25 protein-coding genes are annotated in these 25,617 nt (G+C 68.7%); 14 read left to right on the top strand and 11 right to left on the bottom strand.

Features of this window, described 5'->3' with window-relative positions; all coding sequences use genetic code 11:
• Window positions 1-4 precede the first annotated feature (4 nt).
• The 3 genes from LX88_RS43725 to LX88_RS18060 all read left to right on the top strand — a co-directional run bounded on the left by LX88_RS43725 (window position 5) and on the right by LX88_RS18060 (window position 1,990).
• Window positions 5-1,069, top strand: a complete 1,065-nt coding sequence (locus LX88_RS43725; protein WP_307790508.1) for a DUF2786 domain-containing protein — start codon at window positions 5-7, stop codon at window positions 1,067-1,069.
• Window positions 1,070-1,170: 101 nt separating this feature from the next.
• Window positions 1,171-1,653 carry a hypothetical protein gene (locus tag LX88_RS18065; protein WP_258948941.1) on the top strand — a complete coding sequence of 161 codons (483 nt, stop codon included), beginning with the start codon at window positions 1,171-1,173 and terminating at the stop codon, window positions 1,651-1,653.
• A gap of 64 nt (window positions 1,654-1,717) precedes the next feature.
• Window positions 1,718-1,990 (top strand): GlsB/YeaQ/YmgE family stress response membrane protein, encoded by a 273-nt coding sequence (locus LX88_RS18060; protein ID WP_258948940.1) that lies wholly within the window; start codon window positions 1,718-1,720, stop codon window positions 1,988-1,990.
• A gap of 108 nt (window positions 1,991-2,098) precedes the next feature.
• Here LX88_RS18060 and LX88_RS44305 read toward each other — a convergent pair whose 3' ends face one another.
• Complete coding sequence (locus LX88_RS44305; RefSeq protein ID WP_258948939.1) at window positions 2,099-2,926, bottom strand: SWIM zinc finger family protein; 828 nt, start codon at window positions 2,924-2,926, stop codon at window positions 2,099-2,101.
• Window positions 2,919-5,897, bottom strand: a complete 2,979-nt coding sequence (locus LX88_RS18050) for a DEAD/DEAH box helicase (protein WP_258948938.1) — start codon at window positions 5,895-5,897, stop codon at window positions 2,919-2,921. Before LX88_RS18050 ends, LX88_RS44305 begins: the two co-directional genes overlap by 8 nt.
• A gap of 30 nt (window positions 5,898-5,927) precedes the next feature.
• On the opposite strand from LX88_RS18050, the gene LX88_RS18045 reads away from it, so the two are divergent.
• Together LX88_RS18045 and LX88_RS18040 are read left to right on the top strand one after the other, a co-directional pair.
• Window positions 5,928-7,394, top strand: a complete 1,467-nt coding sequence (locus tag LX88_RS18045; RefSeq protein ID WP_258948937.1) for an aromatic amino acid ammonia-lyase — start codon at window positions 5,928-5,930, stop codon at window positions 7,392-7,394.
• Between the two features lie 79 nt (window positions 7,395-7,473).
• Window positions 7,474-8,433: a zinc-binding dehydrogenase gene (locus LX88_RS18040; protein WP_258948936.1), complete on the top strand. Its 960-nt coding sequence runs from the start codon at window positions 7,474-7,476 to the stop codon at window positions 8,431-8,433.
• 610 nt (window positions 8,434-9,043) lie between these two features.
• On the opposite strand, the gene LX88_RS18035 is transcribed toward LX88_RS18040, so the two are convergent.
• Window positions 9,044-9,328: a MoaD/ThiS family protein gene (locus tag LX88_RS18035; protein WP_258948935.1), complete on the bottom strand. Its 285-nt coding sequence runs from the start codon at window positions 9,326-9,328 to the stop codon at window positions 9,044-9,046.
• On the bottom strand, window positions 9,325-10,404 hold the full coding sequence (locus LX88_RS18030) for a WD40/YVTN/BNR-like repeat-containing protein (RefSeq protein ID WP_258948934.1): 1,080 nt from the start codon (window positions 10,402-10,404) through the stop codon (window positions 9,325-9,327). Before LX88_RS18030 ends, LX88_RS18035 begins: the two co-directional genes overlap by 4 nt.
• A 146-nt stretch (window positions 10,405-10,550) precedes the next feature.
• Here LX88_RS18030 and LX88_RS18025 point away from each other — a divergent pair, with 146 nt between their 5' ends.
• On the top strand, window positions 10,551-12,239 hold the full coding sequence (locus LX88_RS18025; RefSeq protein WP_258948933.1) for an acyl-CoA dehydrogenase family protein: 1,689 nt from the start codon (window positions 10,551-10,553) through the stop codon (window positions 12,237-12,239).
• A 162-nt stretch (window positions 12,240-12,401) separates the two neighbouring features.
• Here LX88_RS18025 and LX88_RS18020 read toward each other — a convergent pair whose 3' ends face one another.
• On the bottom strand, window positions 12,402-12,992 hold the full coding sequence (locus tag LX88_RS18020) for a TetR/AcrR family transcriptional regulator C-terminal domain-containing protein (RefSeq protein WP_258949202.1): 591 nt from the start codon (window positions 12,990-12,992) through the stop codon (window positions 12,402-12,404).
• Window positions 12,993-13,099: 107 nt separating this feature from the next.
• On the opposite strand from LX88_RS18020, the gene LX88_RS18015 reads away from it, so the two are divergent.
• A complete protein-coding gene (locus tag LX88_RS18015; RefSeq protein WP_258948932.1) occupies window positions 13,100-13,540 on the top strand; it encodes an ester cyclase in 441 nt (146 codons plus the stop codon).
• Here the strand turns inward: LX88_RS18015 and LX88_RS18010 are convergent.
• The 5 genes from LX88_RS18010 to LX88_RS17990 all read right to left on the bottom strand — a co-directional run bounded on the left by LX88_RS18010 (window position 13,537) and on the right by LX88_RS17990 (window position 16,985).
• Entirely contained in the window at window positions 13,537-14,436 is a 900-nt protein-coding gene (locus LX88_RS18010) for an asparaginase (protein ID WP_258948931.1), read from the bottom strand. The two genes, LX88_RS18015 and LX88_RS18010, sit on opposite strands and share 4 nt — an antisense overlap.
• Complete coding sequence (locus LX88_RS18005) at window positions 14,417-15,184, bottom strand: amino acid ABC transporter permease (RefSeq protein ID WP_258948930.1); 768 nt, start codon at window positions 15,182-15,184, stop codon at window positions 14,417-14,419. Before LX88_RS18005 ends, LX88_RS18010 begins: the two co-directional genes overlap by 20 nt.
• Window positions 15,184-15,798 (bottom strand): amino acid ABC transporter permease, encoded by a 615-nt coding sequence (locus tag LX88_RS18000; protein WP_258948929.1) that lies wholly within the window; start codon window positions 15,796-15,798, stop codon window positions 15,184-15,186. The genes LX88_RS18005 and LX88_RS18000 overlap by 1 nt, the downstream gene beginning before the upstream one ends.
• Entirely contained in the window at window positions 15,795-16,673 is an 879-nt protein-coding gene (locus LX88_RS17995) for a glutamate ABC transporter substrate-binding protein (RefSeq protein ID WP_258948928.1), read from the bottom strand. Before LX88_RS17995 ends, LX88_RS18000 begins: the two co-directional genes overlap by 4 nt.
• A 105-nt stretch (window positions 16,674-16,778) precedes the next feature.
• Window positions 16,779-16,985, bottom strand: coding sequence for a cold-shock protein (locus tag LX88_RS17990; RefSeq protein ID WP_030479190.1), 207 nt, complete (start codon window positions 16,983-16,985; stop codon window positions 16,779-16,781).
• Between the two features lie 239 nt (window positions 16,986-17,224).
• Here LX88_RS17990 and LX88_RS17985 point away from each other — a divergent pair, with 239 nt between their 5' ends.
• Window positions 17,225-17,464, top strand: coding sequence for a hypothetical protein (locus LX88_RS17985; protein ID WP_258948927.1), 240 nt, complete (start codon window positions 17,225-17,227; stop codon window positions 17,462-17,464).
• Window positions 17,465-17,538: 74 nt separating this feature from the next.
• Complete coding sequence (locus LX88_RS17980) at window positions 17,539-18,243, top strand: hypothetical protein (RefSeq protein WP_258948926.1); 705 nt, start codon at window positions 17,539-17,541, stop codon at window positions 18,241-18,243.
• A 7-nt stretch (window positions 18,244-18,250) separates the two neighbouring features.
• Here the strand turns inward: LX88_RS17980 and LX88_RS17975 are convergent, their stop codons facing one another.
• A complete protein-coding gene (locus LX88_RS17975; protein ID WP_258948925.1) occupies window positions 18,251-19,333 on the bottom strand; it encodes a sugar ABC transporter substrate-binding protein in 1,083 nt (360 codons plus the stop codon).
• A gap of 244 nt (window positions 19,334-19,577) precedes the next feature.
• On the opposite strand from LX88_RS17975, the gene LX88_RS17970 reads away from it, so the two are divergent.
• From LX88_RS17970 to LX88_RS17950, 5 genes are all read left to right on the top strand, one after another.
• A complete protein-coding gene (locus tag LX88_RS17970) occupies window positions 19,578-21,278 on the top strand; it encodes a S8 family serine peptidase (protein ID WP_258949201.1) in 1,701 nt (566 codons plus the stop codon).
• Between the two features lie 168 nt (window positions 21,279-21,446).
• Window positions 21,447-22,163: a helix-turn-helix domain-containing protein gene (locus tag LX88_RS17965; RefSeq protein WP_258948924.1), complete on the top strand. Its 717-nt coding sequence runs from the start codon at window positions 21,447-21,449 to the stop codon at window positions 22,161-22,163.
• A 52-nt stretch (window positions 22,164-22,215) separates the two neighbouring features.
• Complete coding sequence (locus tag LX88_RS17960) at window positions 22,216-23,676, top strand: alpha/beta hydrolase (protein WP_258948923.1); 1,461 nt, start codon at window positions 22,216-22,218, stop codon at window positions 23,674-23,676.
• Window positions 23,677-23,891: 215 nt separating this feature from the next.
• Entirely contained in the window at window positions 23,892-24,674 is a 783-nt protein-coding gene (locus LX88_RS17955; protein ID WP_372511356.1) for a chitosanase, read from the top strand.
• Between the two features lie 144 nt (window positions 24,675-24,818).
• Window positions 24,819-25,607 (top strand): chitosanase, encoded by a 789-nt coding sequence (locus LX88_RS17950; protein ID WP_258948922.1) that lies wholly within the window; start codon window positions 24,819-24,821, stop codon window positions 25,605-25,607.
• Window positions 25,608-25,617: the final 10 nt, after the last annotated feature.

Here is a 25,617-nt window from a genome sequence, read left to right as displayed (position 1 = left end):
TGGCGTGGAACTGGTGAAAGCGGTCGATGCGCTCTGGCAGCGCGGCTGGCTGCCGTACGACGTGCGCGAGATGGTGTCGCGTTCACTCGATGAGTCGGCCACCTCTCTCGTGGTGGACGTGATCGCTTTGTCCTGTTCGCCGCATGCTCCGGCGACGGTGCATCCGCGGTGGCAGCGACAGCTGGAGGAGATCGGCGCCTCGGTGTGGTGGGAGGGGCCGCTGATCGAGGCGTGGGCGACGCGTCACATCGAGACGCTGTCGTACGCGAACCGCACGGCCGCCGAGCTGTTGAAGTTCCTCGGACGGATGCCCTCGTTGCCGCAGATCCTGCCGTTGCCGGGCGACGTGCTGATGTCGGCCGTGCGCGCGGGGCTGGACCCGAAGGTGCTCAACCGGGTGCGCGGCCTGCTCGCGAAGGCCGAGTCGACGGCGTTCCCCGAGGAGGCGGAGGCGCTGTCGGCGAAGGCGCAGGAGCTGATGAACCGGCACGCGCTGGAGCGGGCGATGCTCGACGCGGACCTGCCGGCGGAGGCGACGTCGCGGCGGATGTGGCTCGACAAGAGCTACTTCAAGGAGAAGTCGCAGCTCGTGCACGTCGTGTCGGAGGCCTTCCGCTCGCGGGCGGTGGCTTATGACAGCTTCGGATTCATCGCTCTCGTCGGTGACGAGGTCGACCTGGAGAGCGTGGAACTGCTCTCGACGTCTCTGCTCGTGCAGGCGACACGGGCGATGGTCGCCGTCGGCGGGCGGGCCGGCAAGGGCAGCGAGGCGCGCTCGCGACCGTTCCGGAAGTCGTTCCTGGTGTCGTACGCGTCACGGATCGGGGAGCGGCTGGAGGCGATGGCGGCCGCACCCGCTGCCCCGGACGACCCGATCGCCTCGGACGAGCGGTTGCTGCCGGTGCTCGCGGACCGCAAGCAGGCCGTGGACACGCTGTTCGAGCAGATGTTCACGCGGACGCGCACCTCGCGCGTGACGGTGCGGTCGGCCGCAGGGTGGGGTGCGGGGCGTGCCGCCGCGGACGCCGCCGACATCGGAACCGCCCGAAAGTCCGTGACCTCGGGCTAGGGCGTGGCCACCACCCCTTCGGGTGAACTCCCCGCATCACAACGGTCCCAGGCGCCCCCACCCCGGAAAAACCGTCGGACCCCCTCCCTAACGTCGATCCCATGACATCCACCTTCAACAACGAGATCAAGCTCGGCGAGGTCAACTACCGGCTGAGCGCAACGACCGACTCCGACGAATCGATGGTGCTCGACCTGCTCGGCTCACTCGACTCGGGCGAGGTGGTCGCGGACGGCCGCCTGCGCCTGCCGGTAGAGGGCGGCGTCACGATCGGCAAGCTCCTCGCGCGGGTCCTGGGCGCCCACTCGCGCCTGCGCAGCCGCCCGTCCCGCCACGCGAACGCCAACCAGCCCTGGACCGAAGCCCTCGACACCGACCTGCGCGCCGCCTGGCTCACCCCGTCCGGGACCGACTCCCCGAAACTGATCAGGTCCCTGGCCGACGCCATGGAGCGCTCCCCCACGGCCATCCGGGCCCGCCTGGCCAGGGTGGGCTGCGACCCGGACGTGCCGGGCCGCGAACTCTCCGCGACAGCCGCCGTGCTCCTAGGGGCGAACTCAGGGGGCACTCAGGGGAAGACCTGATTCGCGGACCTCACGGTCCAGCGGACTCTGGTGTGACACGCATCAGAGTCGCAGGGGGTACGCAGTGGAGATCGACGGCTTGTTCACCGCACTGCTCTTCGGAGCGGTCATCGGCGGCCTGGGCCGCTTGGTGATCCCGGGCAGGCAACACGTGTCGCTCCTCGCGACCGTCCTCGTGGGCATCGTCGCCGCCCTGCTGGGCACCGCGGCCGCCACGGTCCTGGGCGTGGCCGACACCGCGGGGATCGACTGGATCGAACTGGCTCTGCAGGTGGGCCTCGCCGGCGCCGGCGTGACCCTGTGGGCCAACCGTTCCAAGCAGAAGCTCGTCCACTGAACCCAGGGCAACCGACAGACCCGAGCCACTCGCCCTCCGCGCGCCCCCAAGCCACCGCGCCCGGACCGCGCAGCGCCCAACGGGTCCGCCGCCCGAGCGCTCTTCTGTCTACTCCTCGGGCTTCAGCGCCAGGTAGGCCGGGCGCAAGAGGCCGGCCAGGGACGACTCGCCCACGGTGATCGGCACACCGTCGAGCTGATCGAGTACCGCGTCCGTGCGCACCACCGCCGTGGGGTCTCCGAGGTGGAGGGTCGACGTGGTCTGCCGCTGCCAGAACGTGTCCAGGCACCTCGTCAGCGGCGGCGCCTCGTCACGGACCACGGCGGAACGCACGGTGCCGCGCAGCGCGCGGAGACGGTCGAGCAGGTCCTCACGGCTGCGGCCACGCCAGGCGAGGATCTCGAAGGGATCGTTGTCGAACGACTCGGCGAGGAGGTAACAGGTGGCGGCGAGGTGCTTGCACGGCACCTCCCAGTCCGGGCAGCTGCAGTCCATCGTCAGCTCGCGCTGCGTCGCGGGGAAGAGCCGCAGGCCCAGCGAGGCGAACAGCGTTTCGATGTCCGCGGGCATCTCTCCGGCCAGCAGTTTCGCCGCGTACAGGGCCTTGCCGGCCAGCGCGTGCTCGATGCGCTGCCACTCCTGGCCGGTGAACGACTTGATCGCGATCCGCGTCTTGTACGGCGTGGGGCGCGAGCCCTGCACCAGGGCGATGACCATGCTGGTGGACAGCGACAACGACAGCACCTGGCCCTGCCGCGCGTAGTTGCGGCCTCGGGTCAGGCGGCCGCCCATGCCGAACGACTCCAGCACCTCGATGAACCGGCGCGACCACCAGGTGGCGCCGATGTCGCCGCGCCTGCTCTTGGCCTTGAGGCCGTTGTCCACCTTGATGGTCTTGCCGTACCGGGGCCCTTCGCCGGACCAGTGCTCACTCACCGACGGCCTCCCCGGACAACGTCAGCAGGTCGCGCAACTGCGCGGTGGACAGGTCGGTGAGCCAGTTCTCACCGGCGCCGACCACCAGCTGGGCCAGGGCGCGCTTCTCCTCGATCATGGCGTCGATGCGCTCCTCCAGCGTGCCGATGCACACGAACTTGCGCACCTGCACGTTGCGGCGCTGGCCGATCCGGAACGCGCGGTCGGTCGCCTGGTCCTCGACCGCCGGGTTCCACCAGCGGTCCAGGTGGATCACGTGGTTCGCGGCGGTGAGGTTGAGGCCGGTGCCGCCGGCCTTGAGCGACAACAGGAACAGGGATGGGCCCTTGCTGTCCTGGAAGCGCTCCACCATGCGGTCGCGGGCCGCCTTGTTCGTGCCGCCGTGCAGGAACATCACCTCGGTGTCGAAGCGCGCGGCCAGGTACGGCACGAGCATGCTGCCGAACTCGGTGAACTGCGTGAAGCACAAAGCTTTGTCGCCCTCGGCGAGCACTTCCTCGAGCACCTCCTCCAGGCGCGCGAGTTTGCCGGAGCGGCCGGCGACGCGGGAGCCGTCGCCGAGGAAGTGGGCGGGGTGGTTGCAGACCTGCTTGAGCTTCGACATGGTCGCGAGCACGAGTCCCCGCCGCTCGACGCCCTCGTCCGCTTCCTCGATCTTCTCGAGCATGTCGTTGACGACGGCCTGGTAGAGCGAGGCCTGCTCGGGGGTGAGGTTGCAGAGCTGGCGCATCTCGACCTTGTCCGGCAGGTCGCTGATGATGCGCGGATCGGTCTTCACGCGGCGCAGCACGAAAGGGTTGGTGATCTTGCGCAGGCGGGCGGCGGCGTCCTGGTCGTTGTGACGTTCGACCGGCACGGCGAAGCGGGCGCGGAACGTGTTGACCGTGCCCAGCACACCGGGATTGGCGAAGTCCATGATCGACCAGAGCTCGGCCAGGCGGTTCTCGACGGGCGTGCCCGTGAGCGCGACGCGGTGACGTGCCTTGAGCTGGCGCACCGCCTGGGACTGGCGGGTCGCGCTGTTCTTGATGTTCTGCGCCTCGTCGAGCACCACGCGGTCGAAGGTGAGCTCGCTCAACGCGTCGGCGTCGCGGGCGGCCAGGGAGTAGGTGGTGAGGATCAGGTCGTGGCTCTCCACGGCTTCGCGCAACGCGTCACCGTTCAGGCGGTCCGCGCCGTGGTGCACGTGCACCGAGAGGTCCGGGGTGAACCGCGCGGCTTCGCGTTGCCAGTTGCCGACGACCGACATCGGGCAGATCAGCAACGTGGGTGGCCTCTTGCCGTGGGCGCGGTTCAAGGCTTCCAGTGCCAGCAGCTGAACGGTCTTGCCCAGCCCCATGTCGTCGGCCAGGCACGCGCCCAGGCCGATCTTGTCGAGGAACGCGAGCCAGGCCAGGCCGCGCTGCTGGTACGGACGCAGCCGCGCGCCGAAGTTCTCCGGCGGGTCGACGGGTTCGAGCTGCTCGTCGGCCTTGCCGGACAACAGGTCGCCGAGCCAGCCGTCCGCCTCGACGGACACCAGTGGGAGCGGCAGGCTCTCGTCCTCCTCAGTAAGTCCACTGTGGAGCATGACCTCGACGGCGGTCATCTGGCCACCGCCGCGTTTGAGGAACGCGAGTCCGGCGGCGAGCCGCTTCTGGTCGACCTGGACCCACTGGCCTCGCACCTTGACCAGCGGCACCTTCGCCCTGGCCAGCTCGGCGAGCTCCGCGTCGGTCAGCGTGTCCTCGCCGAGGGCGAGCTCCCACTTGTAGTCCACGATGGACTTCAAGCCGATCTCGCTCTCCTTGGCGACGGTTCCGGCCGTGCCGCGGCTCTTCGTGGTGAGTTTGAGGCCCAGCCTCGTCGTCTGCTGCCACCACGAGGGCAGCAGCACGCCGAACCCGGCCTGTGCCAGCACCGGCGCGGCGGTCAGGAACCGGTACGCGCCCTCCGCGCTGACCTCCATCTCGGCGGGGTGCGAGCCGCGCAACGCCTCGTCCAGGTCGGGGTGCAGCTTGCTCGCGCGGCCGAGATCGGCCAGCAGGTGTTCCTGCGGTGCCGGGATCCAGCGCCGCAGGACACCGTCGTCCGCGAACCAGACCTGCTGCGCGGGCACGAGAACGCTCGGCTCGTCCACTGCCTGCAGGAGGAACTCGACGGCCCACTCGTCGTCGTTGCGCTGCTCCGGCGAGCGCAGCCGGAAGCAGGTGCGCACAGGGCTTTCGTTGCCCGCGCTGTCGCGCCAGCGGTCCAGTTGCTCGCGCAGTTCGTAGAGCTCGACGGGGTCCGCGTCGAACGCGGGCTCGCCGGTGAGCGCGTCGAGCCAGGACTCCGCTGTCGTCGCCTGGCCCCGTCGTGCCGGGGCGAGAGGCGTGCCGCTCAGCCGGCTCCGCACCTGCTCGTCGACCGCGGTCGTCAGTGCCGCGCGCACGAGTTCCGCCGGGTCGCCGACGATCTGCTCGCACCGGCAGGCGGGCGGCATCGCGGCCTGCAGGGCCGCGAACCGCGCCGAGTCCGTTCCCGAGAGCACCGGTGCCCACCGCGCGACGGCCCGCTCGGGTGCGATCGACGGCAGCACGCGGCCGCGGTCGACCAGGTCGGCGGCGAATGCGGCCACGTCGAACACGAACCGCGCGGAGTCGCTCAGCCGCACCTCGGCACCGCGCTCCGGGGCACCGTCGAGGCGGATCGTGGGCACGCCCCACTGCCGCAGCTGCACCTTGCCGCGCTGCGCTCGTCCCGCCGCCAGAGGGTCGCGCACCAGTTCGGGCGACGCCATCGGCCCCGACGCGAACGACGGCAGCAGCAACGTCCGTGTGGTCGTTTTGCGCGGTTCCTGCCCGAGCGCGGCGGCCAGTGATTCGGCCGACGCCGCGAAGGGGTGCGGTGCGTCCCGTCGCGTGCTCTCACTGCGTGCGGGCAGCCCGGAGTCTTCGGCCCACAGCGCGAGAACGCCGTCGGTCGTGCACAGGCCATGCAGTACGAGCACCTCTGAACCCTATGTGCTCACATTGGCGCCATGGTCGAAGACTCCCCTGTCGTGCTGGACGGTCAGTCCCTCAGCGCCGACGACGTGGTGCGCGTCGCGCGGTACCACTCGCCGGTGGAGCTGCACGCTGATGGCGTCGCACGCCTCGAAGCGTCGTGGGGTGCCAGCCAGCGCCTTGTGGTGCGACGACAGGTGTACGGCCGCACGACCGGAGTCGGCGCGAACCGCGACCAGATCGTCAGCACGGAGGGCTGGGCCGAGCACGGCCTGCGCCTGCTGCGCAGCCACGCGGGCGGGCTCGGCGGCATGCTCCCGGAGGAGCAGGTGCGCGCCATGATGGTCGTGCGCCTCAACCAGCTCCTCGCGGGTGGCGCCGGCGTGCGCAGAGCCGTGGCGGACGCGCTGCTCGCCGCACTGAACAGCAGCTGCTACCCCGGCGTCCACGAGTACGGCGCCATCGGCACCGGAGACCTCACCGCCCTCGCCGAGACCGGCCTGACCCTGCTCGGCGAGCGCTACTGGCTCGGCTCCACGCAGACCCCCGACCCGATCGAGCTCGACTCGGGCGACGCGCTGGCGTTGATCAGCAGCAACGCCCTCACCATCGGCATGGCAGGCCTGGCCTGGCAGGACGCCCACCAGCTCCTCAAAGCCACGCACGTCGTCGCCGCGCTGTCGTTCCTCGCCGTGGACGGAGCCGCCGAGGCCTACGACGAACGCGTCCACCTCGGTCGTCCCCACCCAGGGCAGGTGGCGGTGGCCGCGGAGATGCGCCGGCTGATCGGCGAACCACCACGCCCGCCCGCGCGCATCCAGGACCCGTTCGGCTACCGCTGCTTCCCGCAGATCCACGGCCCGGCCGTCGACGCCGCCACCGACCTGGGCCGCGTGCTCGACGTCGAGTTCAACGCCGCCGCCGAGAACCCGCTGATCGTCTCCGACCACTTCGGCCCGGAGGACGACGCCGCCTACCACCACGGCGCGTTCCACAGCGCGTACCTGGGCCAGGCGCTCGACCGGCTGCGGCTCTCGATGCTGCATACCGGCCACATCTCGACCGCCCGCCTCGCCACGCTCGTCGAGCCGAACTTCACCGGCCTGCGCCCGTTCCTCGCAGAGGGCGTGCCCGGCAGTTCGGGCGTGATGATCCTCGAGTACAGCGCCAACTCCGCGCTGGCCGAGGTCCGCACCCTCGCCGAACCCGCGAGCATCGGCAACGCCGTCGTGTCGCGCGGCCAGGAGGAGAACTCGAGCTTCGCCTTCCAGTCCGCGTCCCAGGCCCTGCGCTCGCTGAGCGCGTTCCGCCTCGTCCTCGCGTGCGAGGTCGTGGCCGCCGTCCGCGCCCTGCGGCTACGCGGCATCACTCCCCAGACCCCGTCACTGCGGGCCGCCTTCGACACCGCCGGGTCGAAGCTCAACCCGGACATGTCCGACCGCCAGCTCAGCCCGGACGTCGAGGTCGCCTCGGCGCTGCTGGACGACTTCGCCGCCTGCTGAGATCCGGGCTTGATCTCTACCGAACTGGAGCTTTTACGGTGGGAGAGCCAGGTTGATCTAGGTGGGGGATGTGGTTGCAGTGCGTGCTGTCCGTGTGCACGAGTTCGGTGGTCCCGAGGTACTCCGCGCGGAGGAGGTTCCCGCGCCGGTGGCAGGTCCGGGACAGGTCGTGGTGGGCATGGAGATCGCCGACGTGATCTTCCTCGACACCCTGCTGCGCAACGGCTGGGGCGGCGAGTACTTCCCGCTCACCCTCCCTTACGTGCCAGGCGGAGGCGGCGCGGGCCACGTGCTCTCGGTCGGCGAAGGCGTGGACCCGGCGTGGCTGGGCAGGCACGTCATCAGCCGCGGACCGGGCGGCTACGCGGAGCAGATGCTCCTCCCCGCCGAGGAGATCGTCGCGGTGCCCGACGGCCTGGGCTCGGCCGAGGCGGCGGCCCTGGTGCACGACGGCGTCACCGCACTCATGCTCGCCCGCCGCGTGGAGGTCAAGAAGGACGAGTGGGTCCTGGTGGCGGCCGCGACGGGCGGCGCGGGTTCACTGCTGGTGCAACTCCTGCGCGACGCAGGCGCACGAGTCGTCGCCGCGGCCCGCGGTGAGCGCAAGCTGGCCCTGAGCCGCGAACTGGGCGCGGACCTGGCCGTCGACTACTCGCTGGACGGCTGGCAGCACCGGGTCCGCGAGGCGACCGGCGGCGTGAGCCTGGCCTTCGACGGCGCGGGAGGCCCACTCGGCAGGGCGGTGTTCGACACGGTGGCCGATGGCGGTCGCTTCGTCACCTACGGCACGTCGGACGGCTTCGCCGACATCGACCCGGACCTGGCGGCCAGCCGGCAGGTGCACGTGGACAACGTGCTGGCAGCCGGCCCACCCGACCCGGCGACCGTGCGCGCACTCCTCACCGACGCGCTCACGCTCACCGCGCAGGGCCGGCTCCGGCCGGTGATCGGCGCGACGTACCCGTTGGCGGAGGCCGAGAAGGCTCACCGCTCGCTCGAAGAGCGCACCACCTTCGGCAAGTCACTGCTGCTGATCTGACCGCTCGCGCGACCGGGGTTGGGTTCGGCCGGGGGTGGATGGTGGGCGGGTGGATGCATGGCGGCGGTAGGCGGGAATGGCCGGCCGCGGTCAAAGCGGCGGGTAGCCGGAACCACGCGGGCAGGGTGGTGGCGGTGGCGGCAGTCGTGGCGATGGGCAGTGGCGGCAGTCGTGGTGATGGGCGGCGGTAGCCGGAACGCCACGGGTGGGCAGCGGCCGCTGAGTTGACGGCACAGCGGTTGCAGTCGAGGTGGTGGGCGGCCATATCTGCAACGCCACGGGCGGGGCCGTGGCGTTGCAGCCACTGGCGCGCCGACAAGCCGGTGGCGGGGACAGCGGCAACCAGAGTGGCGGCGGCATTGGAGCGGCAGCGGGCAAACGGCATCATCAGCCTGGCCCCACAAGGTCGCCGGATGACTGAACTGCGCCTGTTGCAGTCACCGCCCACCCCAGTCACAACCCCGCAGCGGTCACCGCCATAGCCCGGTCACTGCCCACAGCGGCTTTCGGCTGCACCAGCCGCTGCTCAGCCGCGGCAGCCAGCGCGCAGCCGCCGGCGCCGGGTGGCGCCGCCATCCCCGGTGCGGCGCCACCCGGCGAGGCGCGGGCGTCAGCCTCCCGCCACCGACGGCAGGATCTGGATCTCCGCGCCGGACGGGAGTGGGGTGGCGGGGCCTGCGAGGCGGCGGCATTCCTCGCCGTTGACGTAGAAGTTCACGTAGCGGCGCAGGGCGGCTCGCTCGTCGCGCAGGCGGCGGTCGAGTTGCGGGTAGGTGTCCGCCAGGACGTCCAGGGCCGCTCCCAGGGTGGCCGGGTCCGGGACTTCCACGTCCAGGTGGGCGGCGCCGTCGGTGGCGGCGCGGAGGACGCCTGGGATCAGGACCTTCACCTTCACGTCGGGATCACCACGGCTCGGACCGACATCACGTCCGGGAGGTGGGCCGCCACCCGGTGCCAGGTCTCGCCCTCGTCGGGGCTGGCGTAGACCTCGCCCGAGCGGGAGCCGAAGTAGACGCCGGGGACGTCGGCGTCGTCCGTGCACAGGGCGTCGCGCATCACCGCCGTCCAGAAGTCGTCGGGCAGGCCTTCGCCGAGGGCCTGCCAGGTGGCGCCCGCGTCCTGGGAGCGGTAGACGCGGCACTTGCCCTCCGGCGGGAAGCGGCGGCCGTCCGCCTCGATCGGGAACGTGAAGATCGTGTCCGGGTCGTGGGGGTGGACGACCATCGCGAAGCCGAAGTCCGTCGGGAGGCCCTCGGCGATGGACTGCCAGGTGTCGCCTCCGTCGTCGCTGCGGTAGACGCCGTGGTGGTTCTGGGCGTAGAAGCGCGAAGGCGACGCCGGGTGCTGGGCCACCTTGTGGACGCACTGGCCGAACTCCGGCCACGGGTCCGGGAAGAAGTACGCCTTGATGCCCTTGTTGCGGGCCTCCCAGGACTTGCCGCCGTCGGCGGTGCGGTAGACGCCGCCGGTCGACATCGCCACCAGCATCCGGTCCGGGTCGACCGGGTCGGGCACGATCGTGTGCACGGCCTGGCCGCCGAAACCCGCCTCCCACTCCGGGCGGTGCGGGTGGTTCCACAGGCCCTCGACGAACTCGAACGAACGGCCTCCGTCCGATGATCTGAACAGCGCGGACGGCTGGGTGCCCGCCCAGACCACGCCCGGTTGCGAGGCGGGTGCGGGCTGGAGCTGCCAGACGCGTTCGAGGGCCGCGTCGTCGACCGGGAACGCGATCGGCGGCGTGGACGACTCCTCCCAGGTGGCACCCAGGTCGTCCGAGATGGACACTCCGGGGCCGAAGTGCGGTGAGGACACTCCTGCCATAAGACGGAGGCCCGCACGAGCGTCGAACGCGACCGCGTACACCTCCTGCATCGCGTGGTGCGGCCCGTCGACCTGCCACGAGACCCGGTCCTCACTGCGGGCGAGCCACAGCCCCTTGCGCGTACCGATCGCCACGACCACCGTCATCGCAATGCAGCCTCCGTACCCAGAAGATGTGATGCGGAGCACGTTACGCCGGGGGTCTGACAATTTCTGAGCACGAGGGAAACCCCACGTAGACCCACAAGTTACTCACTGGTAGCGTCCGAAAGAAGAGACGCAAGGAGGCGCCAGTGCTGCTCGACCCGAACCACTACGACCCCGCCCACCTCGACGACGAGACTCGGCGCCTGCTCAGGGCGACCGTCGACTGGTTCGAGGCCCGCGGCAAGCGGCAGCTCATCGCGGACGCGCAGGACAAGGTCTGGTACACCGAGTTCCTCGACTTCGTGAAGCGCGAGAAGCTCTTCGCCACCTTCTGCACGCCCGCGAGCGTGGACGGCACCAAGCGCTGGGACGCCGCCCGCAACGCCGCGTTCAGCGAGGTGCTCGGCTTCTACGGCCTGCAGTACTGGTACGCGTGGCAGGTCACGGTCCTCGGCCTCGGCCCGATCTGGATGAGCGGCAACGAAGAGGCCAAGCAGAAGGCGGCGGCACTCCTCGACAGCGGAGCGGTCTTCGCGTTCGGACTGTCCGAGAAGGAGCACGGTGCCGACGTCTACAGCACCGACATGATCGTCACGAAGACGGACACCGGCTACACGGCCACCGGCAGCAAGTACTACATCGGCAACGGCAACGTCGCCGGCATGGTCAGCGTCTTCGGCAAGCTCGCGGACTCCGACGAGTACGTCTTCTTCGCGGTCGACAGCCAGCACGAGAACTTCCACCTCGTGAAGAACGTCGTCGACAGCCAGATGTTCGTGAGCGAGTTCCGCCTCGACGGCTACCCCCTCACCGACGCCGACGTCCTGCACCGCGGCCCCGACGCGTTCTCCGCCGCGCTCAACACCGTCAACGTCGGCAAGTTCAACCTCTGCACGGCCAGCATCGGCATCTGCGAGCACTCGTTCCACGAGGCGATCACCCACGCCCACAACCGGATCCTCTACGGCAACCCGGTCACGAACTTCCCGCACGTGCGCCAGAACTTCGTCGACGCCTATGCGCGCCTCACCGCGATGAAGCTCTTCGCGGACCGCAGCGTCGACTACTTCCGCAGCGCCGGCGAGAACGACCGCCGCTATCTCCTCTTCAACCCCATCACCAAGATGAAGGTGACGAGCGAGGGCGAGAACGTCATCGACCTGCTCTGGGACGTCATCGCGGCCAAGGGTTTCGAGAAGGACACGTACTTCACCCGCGCCACGGCCGACATCCGCGCGCTGCCCAAGCTCGAGGGCACCGTCCACGTGAACCTGGCCCTGGTGCTCAAGTTCATGCCGAACTACCTGTTCAACCCCAAGGCCTACGACGAGGTCCCGACGCGCCACGACGCGACGGACGACGACTTCTTCTGGCACCAGGGCCCCGCGCGCGGTCTCGGCAAGATCCAGTTCCACGACTGGGAGCCGGTCTACGCCGAGCACGCCCACCTGCCCAACGTGGCGCTGTTCCACGAGCAGGCCAGGGCCATCAAGACGCTGCTGACCACGGCGGCGCCGGACGAGGCCCAGCAGAAGGACCTCGACTTCCTGCTCAACCTCGGCCACCTGTTCACCCTGGTCGTCTACGGCCAGCTGGTCCTGGAGCAGGCGAAGATCACGAACACCGACCAGCACGTGCTCGACCAGATCTTCGACGTCCTGGTCCGCGACTTCGCCGGCTACGCGACCGCCCTGCACGGCAAGGCCAGCAGCACCGAGGCGCAGCAGCAGTGGGCGGTGCGGCAGATCCGCAAGCCGCACGTCGACCAGGCCCGGTTCGACGCCGTCTGGCAGCAGGTGGAAGCGCTCTCCGGCCAGTACGAGATGCGCCCCTAGTGTGGTGGCCGCGAACCTTCACCCGGTATTTCGCCGGTCAGACGGGTGCATCGCGGTGCCGTCCCCGCGTCCCGAGTACTGGACGTACGGGGGCGCGGGGACGGTGCCGCGAGGCGCCCTGCTGAGCGCCGGAAGACCCGGTGAAGGTTCGTGGTCACCGCACTAAGGCTCGTAGCGCTCCAGCGCCGCGATCATGAGTTCGAGGCCGAACTCGAACTCATGGTCGTGGTCGTAGGTCCCCAGCTCCCCGATCACCTCGGCGGACAACGGGAACGCCGACACGTCGACGTCCTCGAAGGGCGACAACGCGATCCCGCCGAGCTCGGGCGAGGTCGCGACCTCCCTCATCAACGTGCCCAGCAGGTACGACACCATCGCCCGCATCATCCCGACGGCGATCTTGCCCCGGAACCCCGCGCGCTCGAAGTTCATCAGCGCCGCCTCGATCGTCCGGAACCCCGCCTCGCTGCTCAGCCGGCGCGTCGCCAGCATCACGAACGCGCGGGGGTGCCGGCGCGCCAGCTCCCGCACGGCACGGGCGTGCGCCCGGATGTGTTCACGCCAGTCGTCGCCGTCCACGTGGTACGGCCGCGCCTCCGCCATGATCCGCTCGGCCGCGAGGTCCACCAGCACGGCCTTGTTCGGCACGTGGTTGTACAGCGACATCGTGCCCGCGCCCAGTTCGGCGGCGAGACGCCGCATCGAGACGGCCTCGACGCCCTCGCATTCGATCAACCGCACGGCCGCATCCACGATGCGGTCGCGGGTCAGCGGTTCACGCGGCGAGGACACTGGCGTAGACCGCACGACGTGGAGTAGCTTCCCTGCGACGTACGGCGTACGTAGGAGGGTCGGCCGGTATGACCGAGTCCAGGGCGCTGAGAGCGCTGCGGGAAGCGATCGTCTTGGAACACATGGAGTCGCAGAACGACCACGACTTCGACACCTCTCTGAACACGTTTCCGAACCCCCGCTACGAGATCATCGCGTCCGGCCAGGTCCTCGAGGGCGTGGACGCGGTTCGCGACTACTGGCAGCGCACCCGCGCGGCGTTCCCCGACCAGCGCAACAAGGTCATCGACGTCCACCACGCCGACGACGCCGTGATCGTGGAGTTCGAACTGCAGGGCACGCACCTGGGCAGCCTCATCGGCGAAGAAGTTACCGGACGGTCGTTCAAGGTCAGGATGGCCGGTTTCTTCCACTTCGACAAGGACGTCCTCGTCTGCCAGCGGGTCTACGGCGACACGGCGACCGTCATGGCCCAGCTCGGCATGCTCGAGGTCCCCGAGAAGTTCTAGAACACGACACGAACCTCCCCGACGACCTGCCCGCCCCCGAGCACCGGCACGGACAGGGACTGCTTCGCGGGCGACACGTCGAACCCCATGGCGGCCAGCGCCGTGAGCCCGATCGCCGTCGTGGCACGGGGATTGCCGTCGAGCACCTTCACCGCGACCGCGTGCCCGGCGTCGGTCGCCAGCACCAGCACACCCTCCGCGCCGCCCTTGGCCACCACGCCCGGCAGCTGCTGCATGACCACGGTGTTCACGTGCCCGGTCCCGCCGACGTACTCGGGAAACCCGCGCATGGCGTCGGCGACGGGCGTGCGCACCAGCCCCCGCATCGCCCGCGCCAAGCCGTGCAACGACAACCCGAAGACCGGCGCACCGCAGCCGTCGATCGCCGTGTGCACAACGGACTCTTCGGACAACTCCTCCACCGTCCGCATCACCAGCCGCTGCAACGGATGCGAAGGCTCCAAATAGGTCTGCGCCGGCCAGCGGGCCGCCACACACGCCGCGAGCATCGCCGCGTGCTTGCCGGAGCAGTTCATCCGCACCCGGGAAGGTTCCGTCACCCGCCGGCGCGTCTCCTCGTCCTCGGGCCAGGACGGCGGGCAGCGCAGCAACCCGGCCGGCAACCCGCCGAGCAGCTGCATCACCAGCTCGACGTGCCGGTTCTCCCCCGTGTGCGACCCGGCGGCGATCGCCAGCGCGGGCCCGGCCAGTGGCGCTCCGGCGGACAGGCACGCAAGCGCTTGGAACGGCTTCATGCACGACCGCGGCAGCACCGGGTCCTCCACCGCGCCAACGGACACGCCCACGGCACCAGATGGCAGCAGGCCGACGACGCTGCCGTGGTGCAGGCTCTCCACGAACCCCGACCGGGTCACCTCAGCGAGCAGTGCGGGCACGAGCGGCCTCCAGCCGGTGGGCCAGCCTGGACAGCGCCAGGTTGACCACGAGGTAGACGAACGCGACGACGATGAAGGTCTGGATCAGCAGACCGTTGTAGTTCGCGAGCACCCGCCCGTTGAACAACAACTCCGTGTAGGACACGACATAGCCCAGCGAGGTGTCCTTCAACAGGCTGACGGCCTGGGTCACGAGCAACGGCGTCATGTGCCGCACGGCCTGCGGCAGCACCACGAGCCGCGTCACCACTCCGTCCGGCATGCCCAGCGACAACCCGGCCTCGCGCTGGCCGGGATCGACCGCCGAGACTCCCGCCCGGAAGATCACCGCGTAGGAGGCCGCGTGCGACAACGCGAGCGGCACCACGAGCTTCCAGAACAGCGGCAGGTTCACCCCGAACGACGGCAGCACGAACAGCATCACGTACACGAGCAGCAGCACCGGAACCGTGCGCATGACCTCGGCATAGGCGCGAGTGAACCGGTTTGGCCGCAACGCGAGCAGTAACCCGCCCGCCATCGCCAGCACACCCGTCGCACATGCCGCCACCACCGTCGACCACAGGCCTTCGAGCAGATAACGCCACACCGGCCAGGTCAGATACGGCCTCCACCGATCCGGCTCCAGCTGACCACCGGCCGCGAACTGCCGCAACCCCAGCGCGACGAGCCCGAGGAGCACCAGCCCGGACACCACGGAGACCCAGAAGACCCGGCGCCGGAACCGGGGACCAGGAGCGTCGAACATCAGGCCAGCCGCCGTTCCAGCACGCGTGCCCCGAATCCGATCCCGGCCGCCATCACCAGGTAGCAGAGCCCGACGCCGGTGAACACCAGCAACGGCTGCGCGAGCTCCAGGTTGATCCGTTGCGCCGCACGGGTCATGTCCACTACTCCGACCACACCAGCGAGTGCGGTTGCCATCGTCAACGCGATCGCGATGTTCGCCAGCGGCTGCACGACGCTCTTCAAGGCCTGCGGCAGGATCACGTGCCGCAACGACTGCCGCGGCGACAGTCCCAGCGCCCGCGCGGCCTCGCCCTGCCCGGACGCCACCGAGTTCACGCCCGACCGCAGCGCCTCCGCCACGAAGGCCGCCTCGTACAGCGCGATCGCCGTGAAAGCCGTCCAGAACAACGGCATCTTCACTCCCACCTCCGGCAGCCCGAACACGAACAGCACCAGCCAGGCGAGCAGCGGGACGTTCCGCCACACCTCGACGTAGACCGCGCCGGCCGCGCGCAACAGCGGTACCGGCACGATCCTCATGACGGCCACCAGCAGCCCGGCGAGCACCGCGCCGGCGAACGACAGCAGGGTCAGGGCGACGGTGTTCAGAAAGCCTTCGAGGATCAGGCTCATGAGGCGATCGCGGGTGGCGCCGGCGCGTCGCCGGTGACCACGGTGCCGATCGTCTGCTTCCAGACCTCCTGCCACAGCCCTGACTTGCCGAGCTCGCGCAGCCAGTCGTTCACGAACTTCGTGAACTCGGCGTCCCCGTGCTTGATGCCGATGCCGTACGGGTCCTCGGTGAACGGCTCGCCGACGAGCTGCAGCTCGCTGTCCTTGGACGCGTCGGCGACCAGGATCGCCTGGTCCTGCACGTAAGCCTCGCCGCGGCCCTGCTTCAACGCGGTCAGACACTCGGGATCGGAGCCGAACTCGACGATCTTCGCGGTGGGCGCCGCGTCCTGGACCGCCTTCACACCAGGGGTGTTCGCGCCGACGATGACGGTCCTGCCCGCCAGATCAGCGGGTGCGCCGATGCCGGACGTGCCCTTGCGCACCGCGATCGACTGCCCCGACCGGTAGTACGGCCCGGCGAACGACACGCGCTCCTGACGGGCGGGCGTGATCGTGTACGTCTGGATGATCACGTCGACGGTACCGTTGGCCAGCAACGGTTCGCGCGTCTCCGATGTCGCGGAGAGCAGCTCCGTCGAGGGCTTGCCGACGATGTAGTGCGCGAGCAGCTTGCCCAGGTAGGCGTCGAAGCCGGTGAGCTCGCCGCTGATCGGGTCGAGCTGGGACAGCAGCGGGGCGTCCTGGGAGCCGCCGATCAGCAGCTCGCCGCGCTTCTTGATCCGGTCGACGGCCGAGCCAGGAGCGACCTGACCTGCGTAAACGGGCGCCTTGGCCAGCAGGGCGCCGATCTTGCCGCTGCCCGGCACCGCGTCCGAGCCGCCGGAGCAGCCGGCCACGAAGAGCAACAGAGCGGCTACGAACAGTCTCCCCATGCCGCGACGCTACTGAGCGCGATGAATCGGGCACAAGATACGACAAAGCCGCTTGTCCGATAGTGGACAGGCGGCTTGTCTGGAATCAGAGCTGATCAGTCAGACTCAGACGGCGCGAACGCCCTGGGCCTGCGGGCCCTTCTGGCCCTGACCGATCTCGAACTCGACCCGCTGGTTCTCGTCGAGGGACTTGTAGCCGTTCCCCTGGATCTCCGAGTAGTGCACGAACACGTCGGCGCCACCGTTGTCGGGGGAGATGAAGCCGAAGCCCTTCTCCGCGTTGAACCACTTGACGGTGCCCTGTACTGCCATCTTGCTACTTCTCCTCCAACAGGTGCCGGATCGCGCTCGCGACCACCGGGTCAAGCCGCGGCGGCGTCTTCTCCGGAACCTGGAGAACCCGCACGCTCGCAACCTTCGTTCCGCGAGCGGGGTTGATCCACGAACACGAAACGTACGACCGAAGACAGTCAACCACGGCTCCCCGCCCTCAGTCGAGACATCGATTTCGCTGCTACCGTGAGAGGCCAAATGAGTTCGCGGAGGTGCTCGTGTCGGAGCTGACGGCGATGTCGATCAAGGTCACCGTCGCACCCCAGATTTCCGGTGGACTCGCTGCGGTGGCCGGAAAGCACCTCAGCCGAGCCCCCGCCGGAACCGACCGGAACGACCGCGACGACGACCGCGGCAAGGGCCGCACGACGATCTCCAACAAGCTGGTCGGAGACGTCCACGGCACGGTGTTCCAGATCGGCACCGTGAAGAACATGAACATGCCCGACGGCCGGTAACCTGGAGGGTCGTTGACCCAGGGAGCCGTGGCTTGACCGGCAGTGAACGACTGCTCTTCTTCTTCATCGGTTTGGTGACCACATTCGTGTTCATCCGCATCAGCGTGCGCATGATCAGGGCGAAGGTCCGCTGGTGGCCGGGAAACATCGTGCACGGCGACACGCACGTACATCACGTCGTGTTCGGCACCGTGCTGCTGCTCCTGTCCAGCGTCACAGGCCTCGTCATCCCCGACGACCTGCACAGCGCCAGACTGGTCGCGGCGGCCGGTCTCGGGGTGGGTGCCGCGCTAGTGCTGGACGAGTTCGCGCTGATCCTGCACCTGAGGGACGTGTACTGGACGAAGGCGGGCCGGCTGTCCGTGGACGCGGTGTTCCTCGCCGTCGGTCTCACCGGAACGTTCCTGCTGGGCGCTCGCCCGTTCGGCTACGACGAGGTGCTGCAGCTCAACCCGGAGACGACACCGGCGTCCACGTTCACGCTGCGGGTGATCATCATCTCCGTGAACCTGTGCTTCGCGATCGTGGCGCTGCTCAAGGGCAAGATCTGGACCGGCCTGCTCGGCCTGCTCGTGCCGGTGGTGCCCGCCGTGGGCGCCGTGCGGCTGGCACGACCCGGTTCACCGTGGGCGCGCTGGCGCTACCTGGAGGGCTCGCGCAAGCTCACCCGCGCGTACCGCAGGGAGGCCAGGATCCGGCAGCCGATCATCAAGGCCAAGATCGCCGTGCAGGAGTTCATCTCGGGACGTCACGACCTGCCTGATCAAGACAGGCCGTGACGGGTCTCTAGCCTCCGAGGATGTCTTGCTGGGCGCAGACCTGGGCGAGCGCGCCGGCGCACAACTCCGCCGGCTTGACGATGCCCTCCGTGACCAGCGTCCGGACGGTGTCCTTCTTGATCAGCGTCGCGCCGAGCAGCACCGACTTGATGTCACGCCGTGCGACGGGATCCCGCAGGTTGCCGGTGGCGAGGTCATCGGCACCCTCCAGGTCTCCGCGGGCGACGGCGATCGCCAGCCTGGCCGCGGCCTCGGCCTCGTCGCGCACCGGCTTGTAGACGGTGACGCACTGGTCGCCGCCCAGCACGGCCCGCAGGCCGTCCACGGTGGCGTCCTGACCGGTGACCGGGACCCGCAGGTTCTTCTTCTTGAGCACGGCGATGACCGCGCCGGCGAGGCCGTCGTTGGCCGCGACCACGCCGTCGACCTTGCCGCCGTTCTCGTTCAGGATCTGCTCGAACAGCTGTCCGCCGAGGACGTTGTCCCAGTCGGCGACCGGCTGCGACTTCACGAGCTTGAGCGCGCCGCTGTCGTACTTCGAGGACAGCCGCGACTTCTGCCCCTGGGCGAAGAGCGTCGCGTTGTGGTCGGTCGGAGCACCCTGGATCTCGATGATCTGGGCCCCCGGCTTGTCGCCGAGGCAGTTCAGCAGGCCGTCTCCCTGCAACTGGCCGACGTTCACGCTGTCGAAACCGACGTGGTACTCCGCCGTGCCGCCGAGCGTGACCCGGTCGTAGTCGATGACCGGGATGTTCGCGGCCTTCGCCTTCTTCTGCACCGCGAGGCCGCCCGCCGCCGACAACGGCGTGATCATCATGACCTTGACCTTGCGGCGGATCATCTCGTCGGCGATCTGCGCGAACTTCGCCTCGTCGCCCTCGGCGTTCTCCATGAACGGTTCGATGTCGGCGTAGTTGAACGCCTGTGTGAGCAGTGGGCGGTCCTGTTCTTCCCAACGCGCGGATGTCGTTCGGTCGGGAAGGATTACCCCGACGATTGGTTTGGGACCGCGCGTAGGCAGCGTCGGAGACCCCTGACCTGCGTCACCACAGGAGGAGAGGAGAAAGAGCAGGCACGCCGACGATGCCATTACCCGTCTTCGCATAATCGCGAAGTCCATCCCTTGAATCTTGTTAAGTCAAGATTTCTTCTTATAACATCACGCTCCGCTTCCGATCGGCTACAGTTCGATTCCGTACGAAAGGCGCTGACGCACAGCGCATTTTCGTGTCAGTGTGTCCAACTTGGGCGGCAATCGGGGGCCGCACCGTGTTGTTGGATCCAGCCCTGACCGGGTGTGAGGAGACAGCTAGGTGAGAACGCGCAGAACCGTGATGGCGGTGGCGGCAACGGTGTCGCTGATCGCAGCGGGCACTTCGGCGGCGGGGGCCGCACCGGCCACCACAGGGCCGACCACGGAGTACACCGTCCTTCTGGAAGAACCCGGAAACCGCGACTTCGCGATCGACGCCGTGGAAGCGGCGGGCGGCGAGGTCGTGCGGAGCAACGACGCCGTCGGACTGCTGACGGTCAAGGCGCCCGCGAACGGCTTCGCGGAGAAGGTTTCCGCTTCGAGCGCGATCGTCGGTGCCGCTCGGACGAAGCCGATCGGGCACGCGCCCGCGGCGAAGGCCGAGAAGGCCAAGCGGGACAACGTCGAGAAGGAGAACAAGACCGAGAAGCCGAACAAGGCGCCCACGCAGTCGGGCTCGACGGCCGGCATGGACCCGCTCGACGGGGACCTGTGGGGCCTGAACCTCGTTCGCTCCAACATCGCGCGGGCCAAGCAGGCCGGCGACAAGCGCGTGTACGTCGGCGTGCTCGACACCGGTGTGGACGGTTCCCACCCGGACATCGCGCCGAACTTCAACAACGAGCTTTCGCGCAACTTCACGATCGACATCCCCAACGACTCCGACGGCGGCGTCTTCGACGGCCCGTGTGAGTTCCGCGGCTGTGTCGACCCGGCGAACTGGGACGACGGCGGCCACGGCACGCACGTCGCCGGCACCATCGGCGCCGCTGCCAACGGTTTCGGCATCTCCGGTGTCGCACCGGGTGTGTCGCTCGTGAACATCCGCGGCGGCCAGGACGCGGGTTCGTTCTTCCTGCAGCCCGTCGTCGACGCCATCACCTACGGCGCCGACATCGGCCTGGACGTCATCAACATGTCGTTCTACGTCGACCCCTGGTACATGAACTGCGCCAACGACCCCACGGCCTCGGCCGAGGAGCAGCTGGAGCAGCGCACGATCATCGCGACCGTGCAGCGCGCGCTGAACTACGCGCACCGCAAGGGCGTCACGCTGATCGGTGCCGGTGGCAACAACCACGAGGACCTGGGCAAGCCGCGCCAGGACACCGTGAGCCCGAACTACCCGCCGGGCCACAACCGCACGCGTCCGGTCGACAACGCGACGTGCCTCAACCTCCCGACCGAGGGCAACCACGTCATCTCGGTGTCGTCGCTCGGCCCGTCGACGAACAAGGCCGACTACTCGAACTACGGCCTTGAGCAGACCTCGATCTCGGCTCCCGGTGGTTACTTCCGCGACGGCCTCGGCACGCCGTGGTACCGCACCAACGAGAACCTGATCCTGTCGACCTACCCGCGCAACGTCGCTCTCGCCGAAGGCGCGATCGACGACGCCGGCAACATCACCGAGGCCGGTCTGGCCGCGGGTGTGAAGAAGGCCGTGCAGGGCGACAAGGTCGGCTACTACCAGTACCTGCAGGGCACCTCGATGGCCGCCCCGCACGCCGCTGGTGTCGCCGCGCTGATCGTCAGCCAGTACGGCAAGAAGGACAAGAAGAACCCCGGTCTGACCCTCGCACCCGACAAGGTCGAGAAGGTCCTCTACAAGACCGCGACGCAGCGCGCGTGCCCGAACCCGCGCACCGTGTCGTACGTCAACGTGGGCCGCACGCCGGAGTTCGACGCCACCTGTGAGGGTGACGCGAAGTTCAACGGCTTCTACGGTCACGGCATCGTGGACGCCTACGGCGCTGTCACCCGTGGTGGTCAGTTCCTGTAAGTCGTTGTAACGCAACAAAAGGTCCCCGGTGTCTTGCCGGGGGCCTTTTGCGTGCGACGAAAGTGGACTCCCTGCCCAACCTTCGTCTGAACGTTCTCATCCGCCTTGACCGTGCCGTAGCGGCATGGTTTCAACTGGGTCTCGTCAGCAACCGGAGAGGAGGACGTCGTGGCGTGGAGCACCAGTCAACTGGCCGATCTCGCCGGCACGACGTTGCGCACGATCCGGCACTACCACGACGTGGGCCTGCTCGCAGAGCCGGAACGCCGCGCCAACGGCTACAAGAGCTACGGCGTGCCCCATCTCGTGCGGGTGCTGAGGATCAAGCGCCTCACCGATCTCGGGTTGTCGCTCACGCAGATCGCGGAACTGGGTGACGGGGACGAACATCCTCGCGAGGCGTTGAGGGAGCTCGACACCGAACTGGCCGCGCAGATCGAACGCCTGCAGCGGATCAGGGCCGAGCTGGCACTGGTCCGGCTCCAGGAGGTGCCGACCGACCTGCCGCCGGACGTCGCGGCGATGATCGAGAACGCGGACCTGTCACCGCAGGACCGCTCGTTCACCGTCGTGCTGGCCCAGCTGCTCTCGCCGGAGACGCTGGCCAAATACGCCGAGACGCTGAAGGGCTACTCGCGGGACCCGGCGGTCGTGGCGTTCGACAACCTGCCGGAGGACGCGGACGAGGAGACCCGGCAGCGGGTGGCGGACGCCATGCGCGAGATGCCGTACATGGCTCAGATCCGCGCCGTGTTCCCGGATCCGGCCGGTCTGTGGAGCGACGCCCCGCGAGGTGTGGAGCACGCGCGGCGGACTGTCGTGAAGGTCTTGGTCGAGCTCTACAACAAGGCGCAGCTGGACGTTCTCGGCCGCATGAACGGCTGACATTCCATTGGTTCGACGCGCTGCGAGCGCGTCGTCGGGGAGGTATTTGCTAATGCGAACATCGATGTCGCTGGCCGCGGTCGTGACCGCCGCCGCAGCGCTGGTGGCGGTACCGGGGGTGGCCTCCGCCGCCACGCCGAAGCCGGAGGTGCAGTGGGTCGCCTGTCCCACCGACGTGGCGCTGCCCGGCCTGGAGTGCGGAAAGCTGCAACTGCCGCTCGACTACCGCAAGGCGGAAGGCCGCAAGACCGAGGTGATGATCACCCGGTTGGCCAGCAAGAACCCCGCGAAGCGCAAGGGGATCCTGCTGACCAACCCCGGTGGACCGAGCGAGGGCCTGACGTTCCCGGTCGTGCTGAAAGCGGTCGGACTGCCGCAGGACGTGCAGGACGCGTACGACATCATCGGCATGGACCCGCGTGGCATCGGTTACAGCTCACCGTCCACATGCGACCTCACCGAGGAGCAGATGGCGGACGGCAGCGTGCCTCCGTACGCCAACAACTCCGCTGAGGTTCGCCAGCGCGCCGACGAGGTCAAGAAGATCGCCGAGCAGTGCCTCAAGTCGTCCTCGGCCGATGAACTCCCGTACAACACGACCGCGAACATCGCGCGTGACCTGGACTCGGTCCGCGCGGCGCTGGGCGAGAAGAAGGCGTCGTTCCTCGGGTATTCGTACGGCTCGTACCTGGGTTCGGTGTACGCCACGCTGTTCCCGAAGACCGCGGAGCGCGTCGTGATCGACAGCAACCTGCCGAAGGGCGGCTGGGACGTCGAGGGCGGCCGGCTGATGGGCCGCGGCGTCGAGGACACGTTCCCGGACTTCGCGAAGTGGGCGGCGGCGCACCCCGAGTACGACCTGGGCACGACGCCGCAGCAGGTGCGCGCCAAGTTCTTCGAGCTGGCCGCGAGGCTCGACAAGGCGCCCTCGGTGGAGGGCGTCGATGGCAGGCTGTTCCGCTTCATCAACTTCGCGGCGCTCTACTCCACCGGTGACGAGGCCTTCTCGAAGCTCGCCGCCTCCTGGAAGGCCTTCGACACCGGCCAGCCGCAGCCGCCGCAGGAGTACCCGGAGGTCCCGCGCATCCAGGCGCTGCTGGCAGGCCGCCTGAACGTGATCTGCGGTGACTCCACCTGGCCGTCGTCGGTCGGCACGTACGAGCGCAACGTGGCGATCGACCGCATCCGCAACCCGATGTTCGGCGCGGCCGCGGCGAACATCCAGCCGTGCGCCTTCTTCCCGAAGCCGGTGGAGAAGCAGGTCCTGCCGTCCGACCGAGGCCCGCGCAACGTGCTGCTGGTGCAGAACGAGCGCGACCCCGCGACGCCGCTGGTTGGCGCCCAATCGACGCGCCGCGCGTTCGGCGACAGGGCCGCGATGATCACGATCGACCAGGGCGGGCACGGCGCCTACGTCTTCGGCAAGAACAAGTGCGCCAACGACAAGGTCACCGAGTACCTGCTCGGCGGACAGCGTCCGAACGACCAGAAGTGCGCCGCCGAGAACGGCTGATGACGGGTGGGCCCGGCTCGTGAGCGAGCCGGGTCCTCTGACGTTCCGGCGGAAACACTTGGCACGCAGGGATTTCCACCTGAATGGGTCTACTGGGGACAAATGTCCGTTTCGCGAGTTAGTAAAGACTCTTGCCAATAAAGGTGCGGACCGCTTACCGTTGCTCCCACGCCGCCGGGCCCCACAATCCCTGCCCCGGAGGGAACTTCGTGAAGATCACTGGTCGCTTCGCGGCCGCACTGCTGACGTGCGCCGCTCTCCTCACCACCACCGCCGGCACCGCCTCGGCGGCCAACCTCGACGAACCGCGCCTCAAGGACATCGCGATGCAGATCGTGTCCAGCGCGGAGAACTCCTCCACGGACTGGAAGTCCCAGTTCGGCTACATCGAGGACATCGACGACGGCCGCGGTTACACCGCCGGCATCATCGGCTTCTGCAGCGGCACCGGTGACATGCTCGACCTCGTCGAGCTCTACAAGACCAAGAAGCCCGGCAACGTGCTGGAGAAGTACCTGCCCGCACTGCGCAAGGTGAACGGCACCGAGTCGCACTCGGGGCTCGACCCCAACTACACCAAGGACTGGAAGACAGCGGCCAAGGACTCCGTCTTCAAGGCGGCACAGGAGTCCGAACGCGACCGCGTCTACTTCAACCCGGCGGTCAAGCAGGGCAAGGCCGACGGCGTGCGCGCCCTGGGTCAGTTCGCGTACTACGACGCGATCGTCGTGCATGGTGACGGCGGCGACAAGACCAGCTTCGGCAACATCCGCAAGCGCGCCCTCGGCAAGGCGAAGCCGCCGTCGCAGGGCGGCAACGAGACCACGTGGCTCAACGCCTTCATGGACGCCCGCGTGTGGGCCATGAAGCAGGAAGCGGCGCATGAGGACGTGTCGCGCATCGAGACCGCGCAGCGCGTGTGGCTCAAGGCCGGCAACTTCGACCTGAAGACGCCGCTGAAGTGGAAGGTCTACGGCGACAGCTTCACGATCAACTAGACCTGCGGTTTCACACATGAGAAGTGGAGGGCGCCCTGACCAGGGCGTCCTCCACTTTCGTAAATTTGTAAACATTCTTGCCGATGAACGTCCGGACCCCTTACCGTTGCTGCACCGCCGCCCGGGACACCCCGGGAGGAATGCATGAGGATCTCAGGCCGAGTGGTGGCCGCAGTTCTGACATGCGTCGCGATCGCCACCGCGACAACGGGCACCGCTCAGGCGGCCGACCTGAACGACCCGCGCATGAAGGACATCGCGATGCAGATCGTGTCCAGCGCGGAGAACTCGTCCACGGACTGGAAAGCGCAGTTCGGCTACATCGAGGACATCGACGACGGCCGCGGTTACACCGCCGGCATCATCGGCTTCTGCAGCGGCACCGGTGACATGCTCGACCTCGTCGAGCTCTACAAGTCCCGCAAACCGGGCAACGTGCTGGAGAAGTACCTCCCCGCACTGCGCAGGGTGAACGGGACCGACTCGCACTCCGGCCTCGACCCCAACTACACCAAGGACTGGAAGACAGCGGCCAAGGACTCCGTCTTCAAGGCGGCACAGGAGTCTGAACGCGACCGCGTCTACTTCAACCCGGCCCTGCGCCAGGCCAAGGCCGACGGAGTGCGCGCCCTGGGCCAGTTCGCGTACTACGACGCGATCGTCATGCACGGCGACGGCTGGGGCAGCCTGGACTTCTCAGGCATCCGCAAACGCGCGCTGGGCAAGGCGAAGCCGCCGTCGCAGGGCGGCAACGAGACCACCTGGCTCAACGCCTTCATGGACGCCCGCGTGTGGACCATGAAGCAGGAACCCGCGCACGAGAACACCAGCCGCGTCGACACGGCGCAGCGCGTGTGGCTCAAGGCCGGCAACCTCGACCTGAACACACCGCTGAAGTGGAAGGTCTACGGCCAGAGCTTCAGCATCAACTAGCTCGTTGCCA

It is taken from the genome of Lentzea californiensis (assembly GCF_024648825.1).
Classification (GTDB): domain Bacteria; phylum Actinomycetota; class Actinomycetes; order Mycobacteriales; family Pseudonocardiaceae; genus Lentzea; species Lentzea californiensis.
This window is presented reverse-complemented; position numbering and strand designations above follow the sequence as displayed.

Coding starts and splice junctions, on each gene's coding strand:
- LX88_RS17970 (WP_258949201.1), top strand. CDS start 19,578: ATGGCGGTGGCGGCAACGGTGTCGCTGATCGCAGCGGGCACTTCGGCG.
- LX88_RS17950 (WP_258948922.1), top strand. CDS start 24,819: ATGAGGATCTCAGGCCGAGTGGTGGCCGCAGTTCTGACATGCGTCGCG.
- LX88_RS17995 (WP_258948928.1), bottom strand. CDS start 16,673: ATGGGGAGACTGTTCGTAGCCGCTCTGTTGCTCTTCGTGGCCGGCTGC.
- LX88_RS18000 (WP_258948929.1), bottom strand. CDS start 15,798: ATGAGCCTGATCCTCGAAGGCTTTCTGAACACCGTCGCCCTGACCCTG.
- LX88_RS18005 (WP_258948930.1), bottom strand. CDS start 15,184: ATGTTCGACGCTCCTGGTCCCCGGTTCCGGCGCCGGGTCTTCTGGGTC.
- LX88_RS18065 (WP_258948941.1), top strand. CDS start 1,171: ATGACATCCACCTTCAACAACGAGATCAAGCTCGGCGAGGTCAACTAC.
- LX88_RS17975 (WP_258948925.1), bottom strand. CDS start 19,333: ATGGCATCGTCGGCGTGCCTGCTCTTTCTCCTCTCCTCCTGTGGTGAC.
- LX88_RS17990 (WP_030479190.1), bottom strand. CDS start 16,985: ATGGCAGTACAGGGCACCGTCAAGTGGTTCAACGCGGAGAAGGGCTTC.
- LX88_RS18030 (WP_258948934.1), bottom strand. CDS start 10,404: ATGACGGTGGTCGTGGCGATCGGTACGCGCAAGGGGCTGTGGCTCGCC.
- LX88_RS18015 (WP_258948932.1), top strand. CDS start 13,100: ATGACCGAGTCCAGGGCGCTGAGAGCGCTGCGGGAAGCGATCGTCTTG.
- LX88_RS17960 (WP_258948923.1), top strand. CDS start 22,216: ATGCGAACATCGATGTCGCTGGCCGCGGTCGTGACCGCCGCCGCAGCG.
- LX88_RS18045 (WP_258948937.1), top strand. CDS start 5,928: ATGGTCGAAGACTCCCCTGTCGTGCTGGACGGTCAGTCCCTCAGCGCC.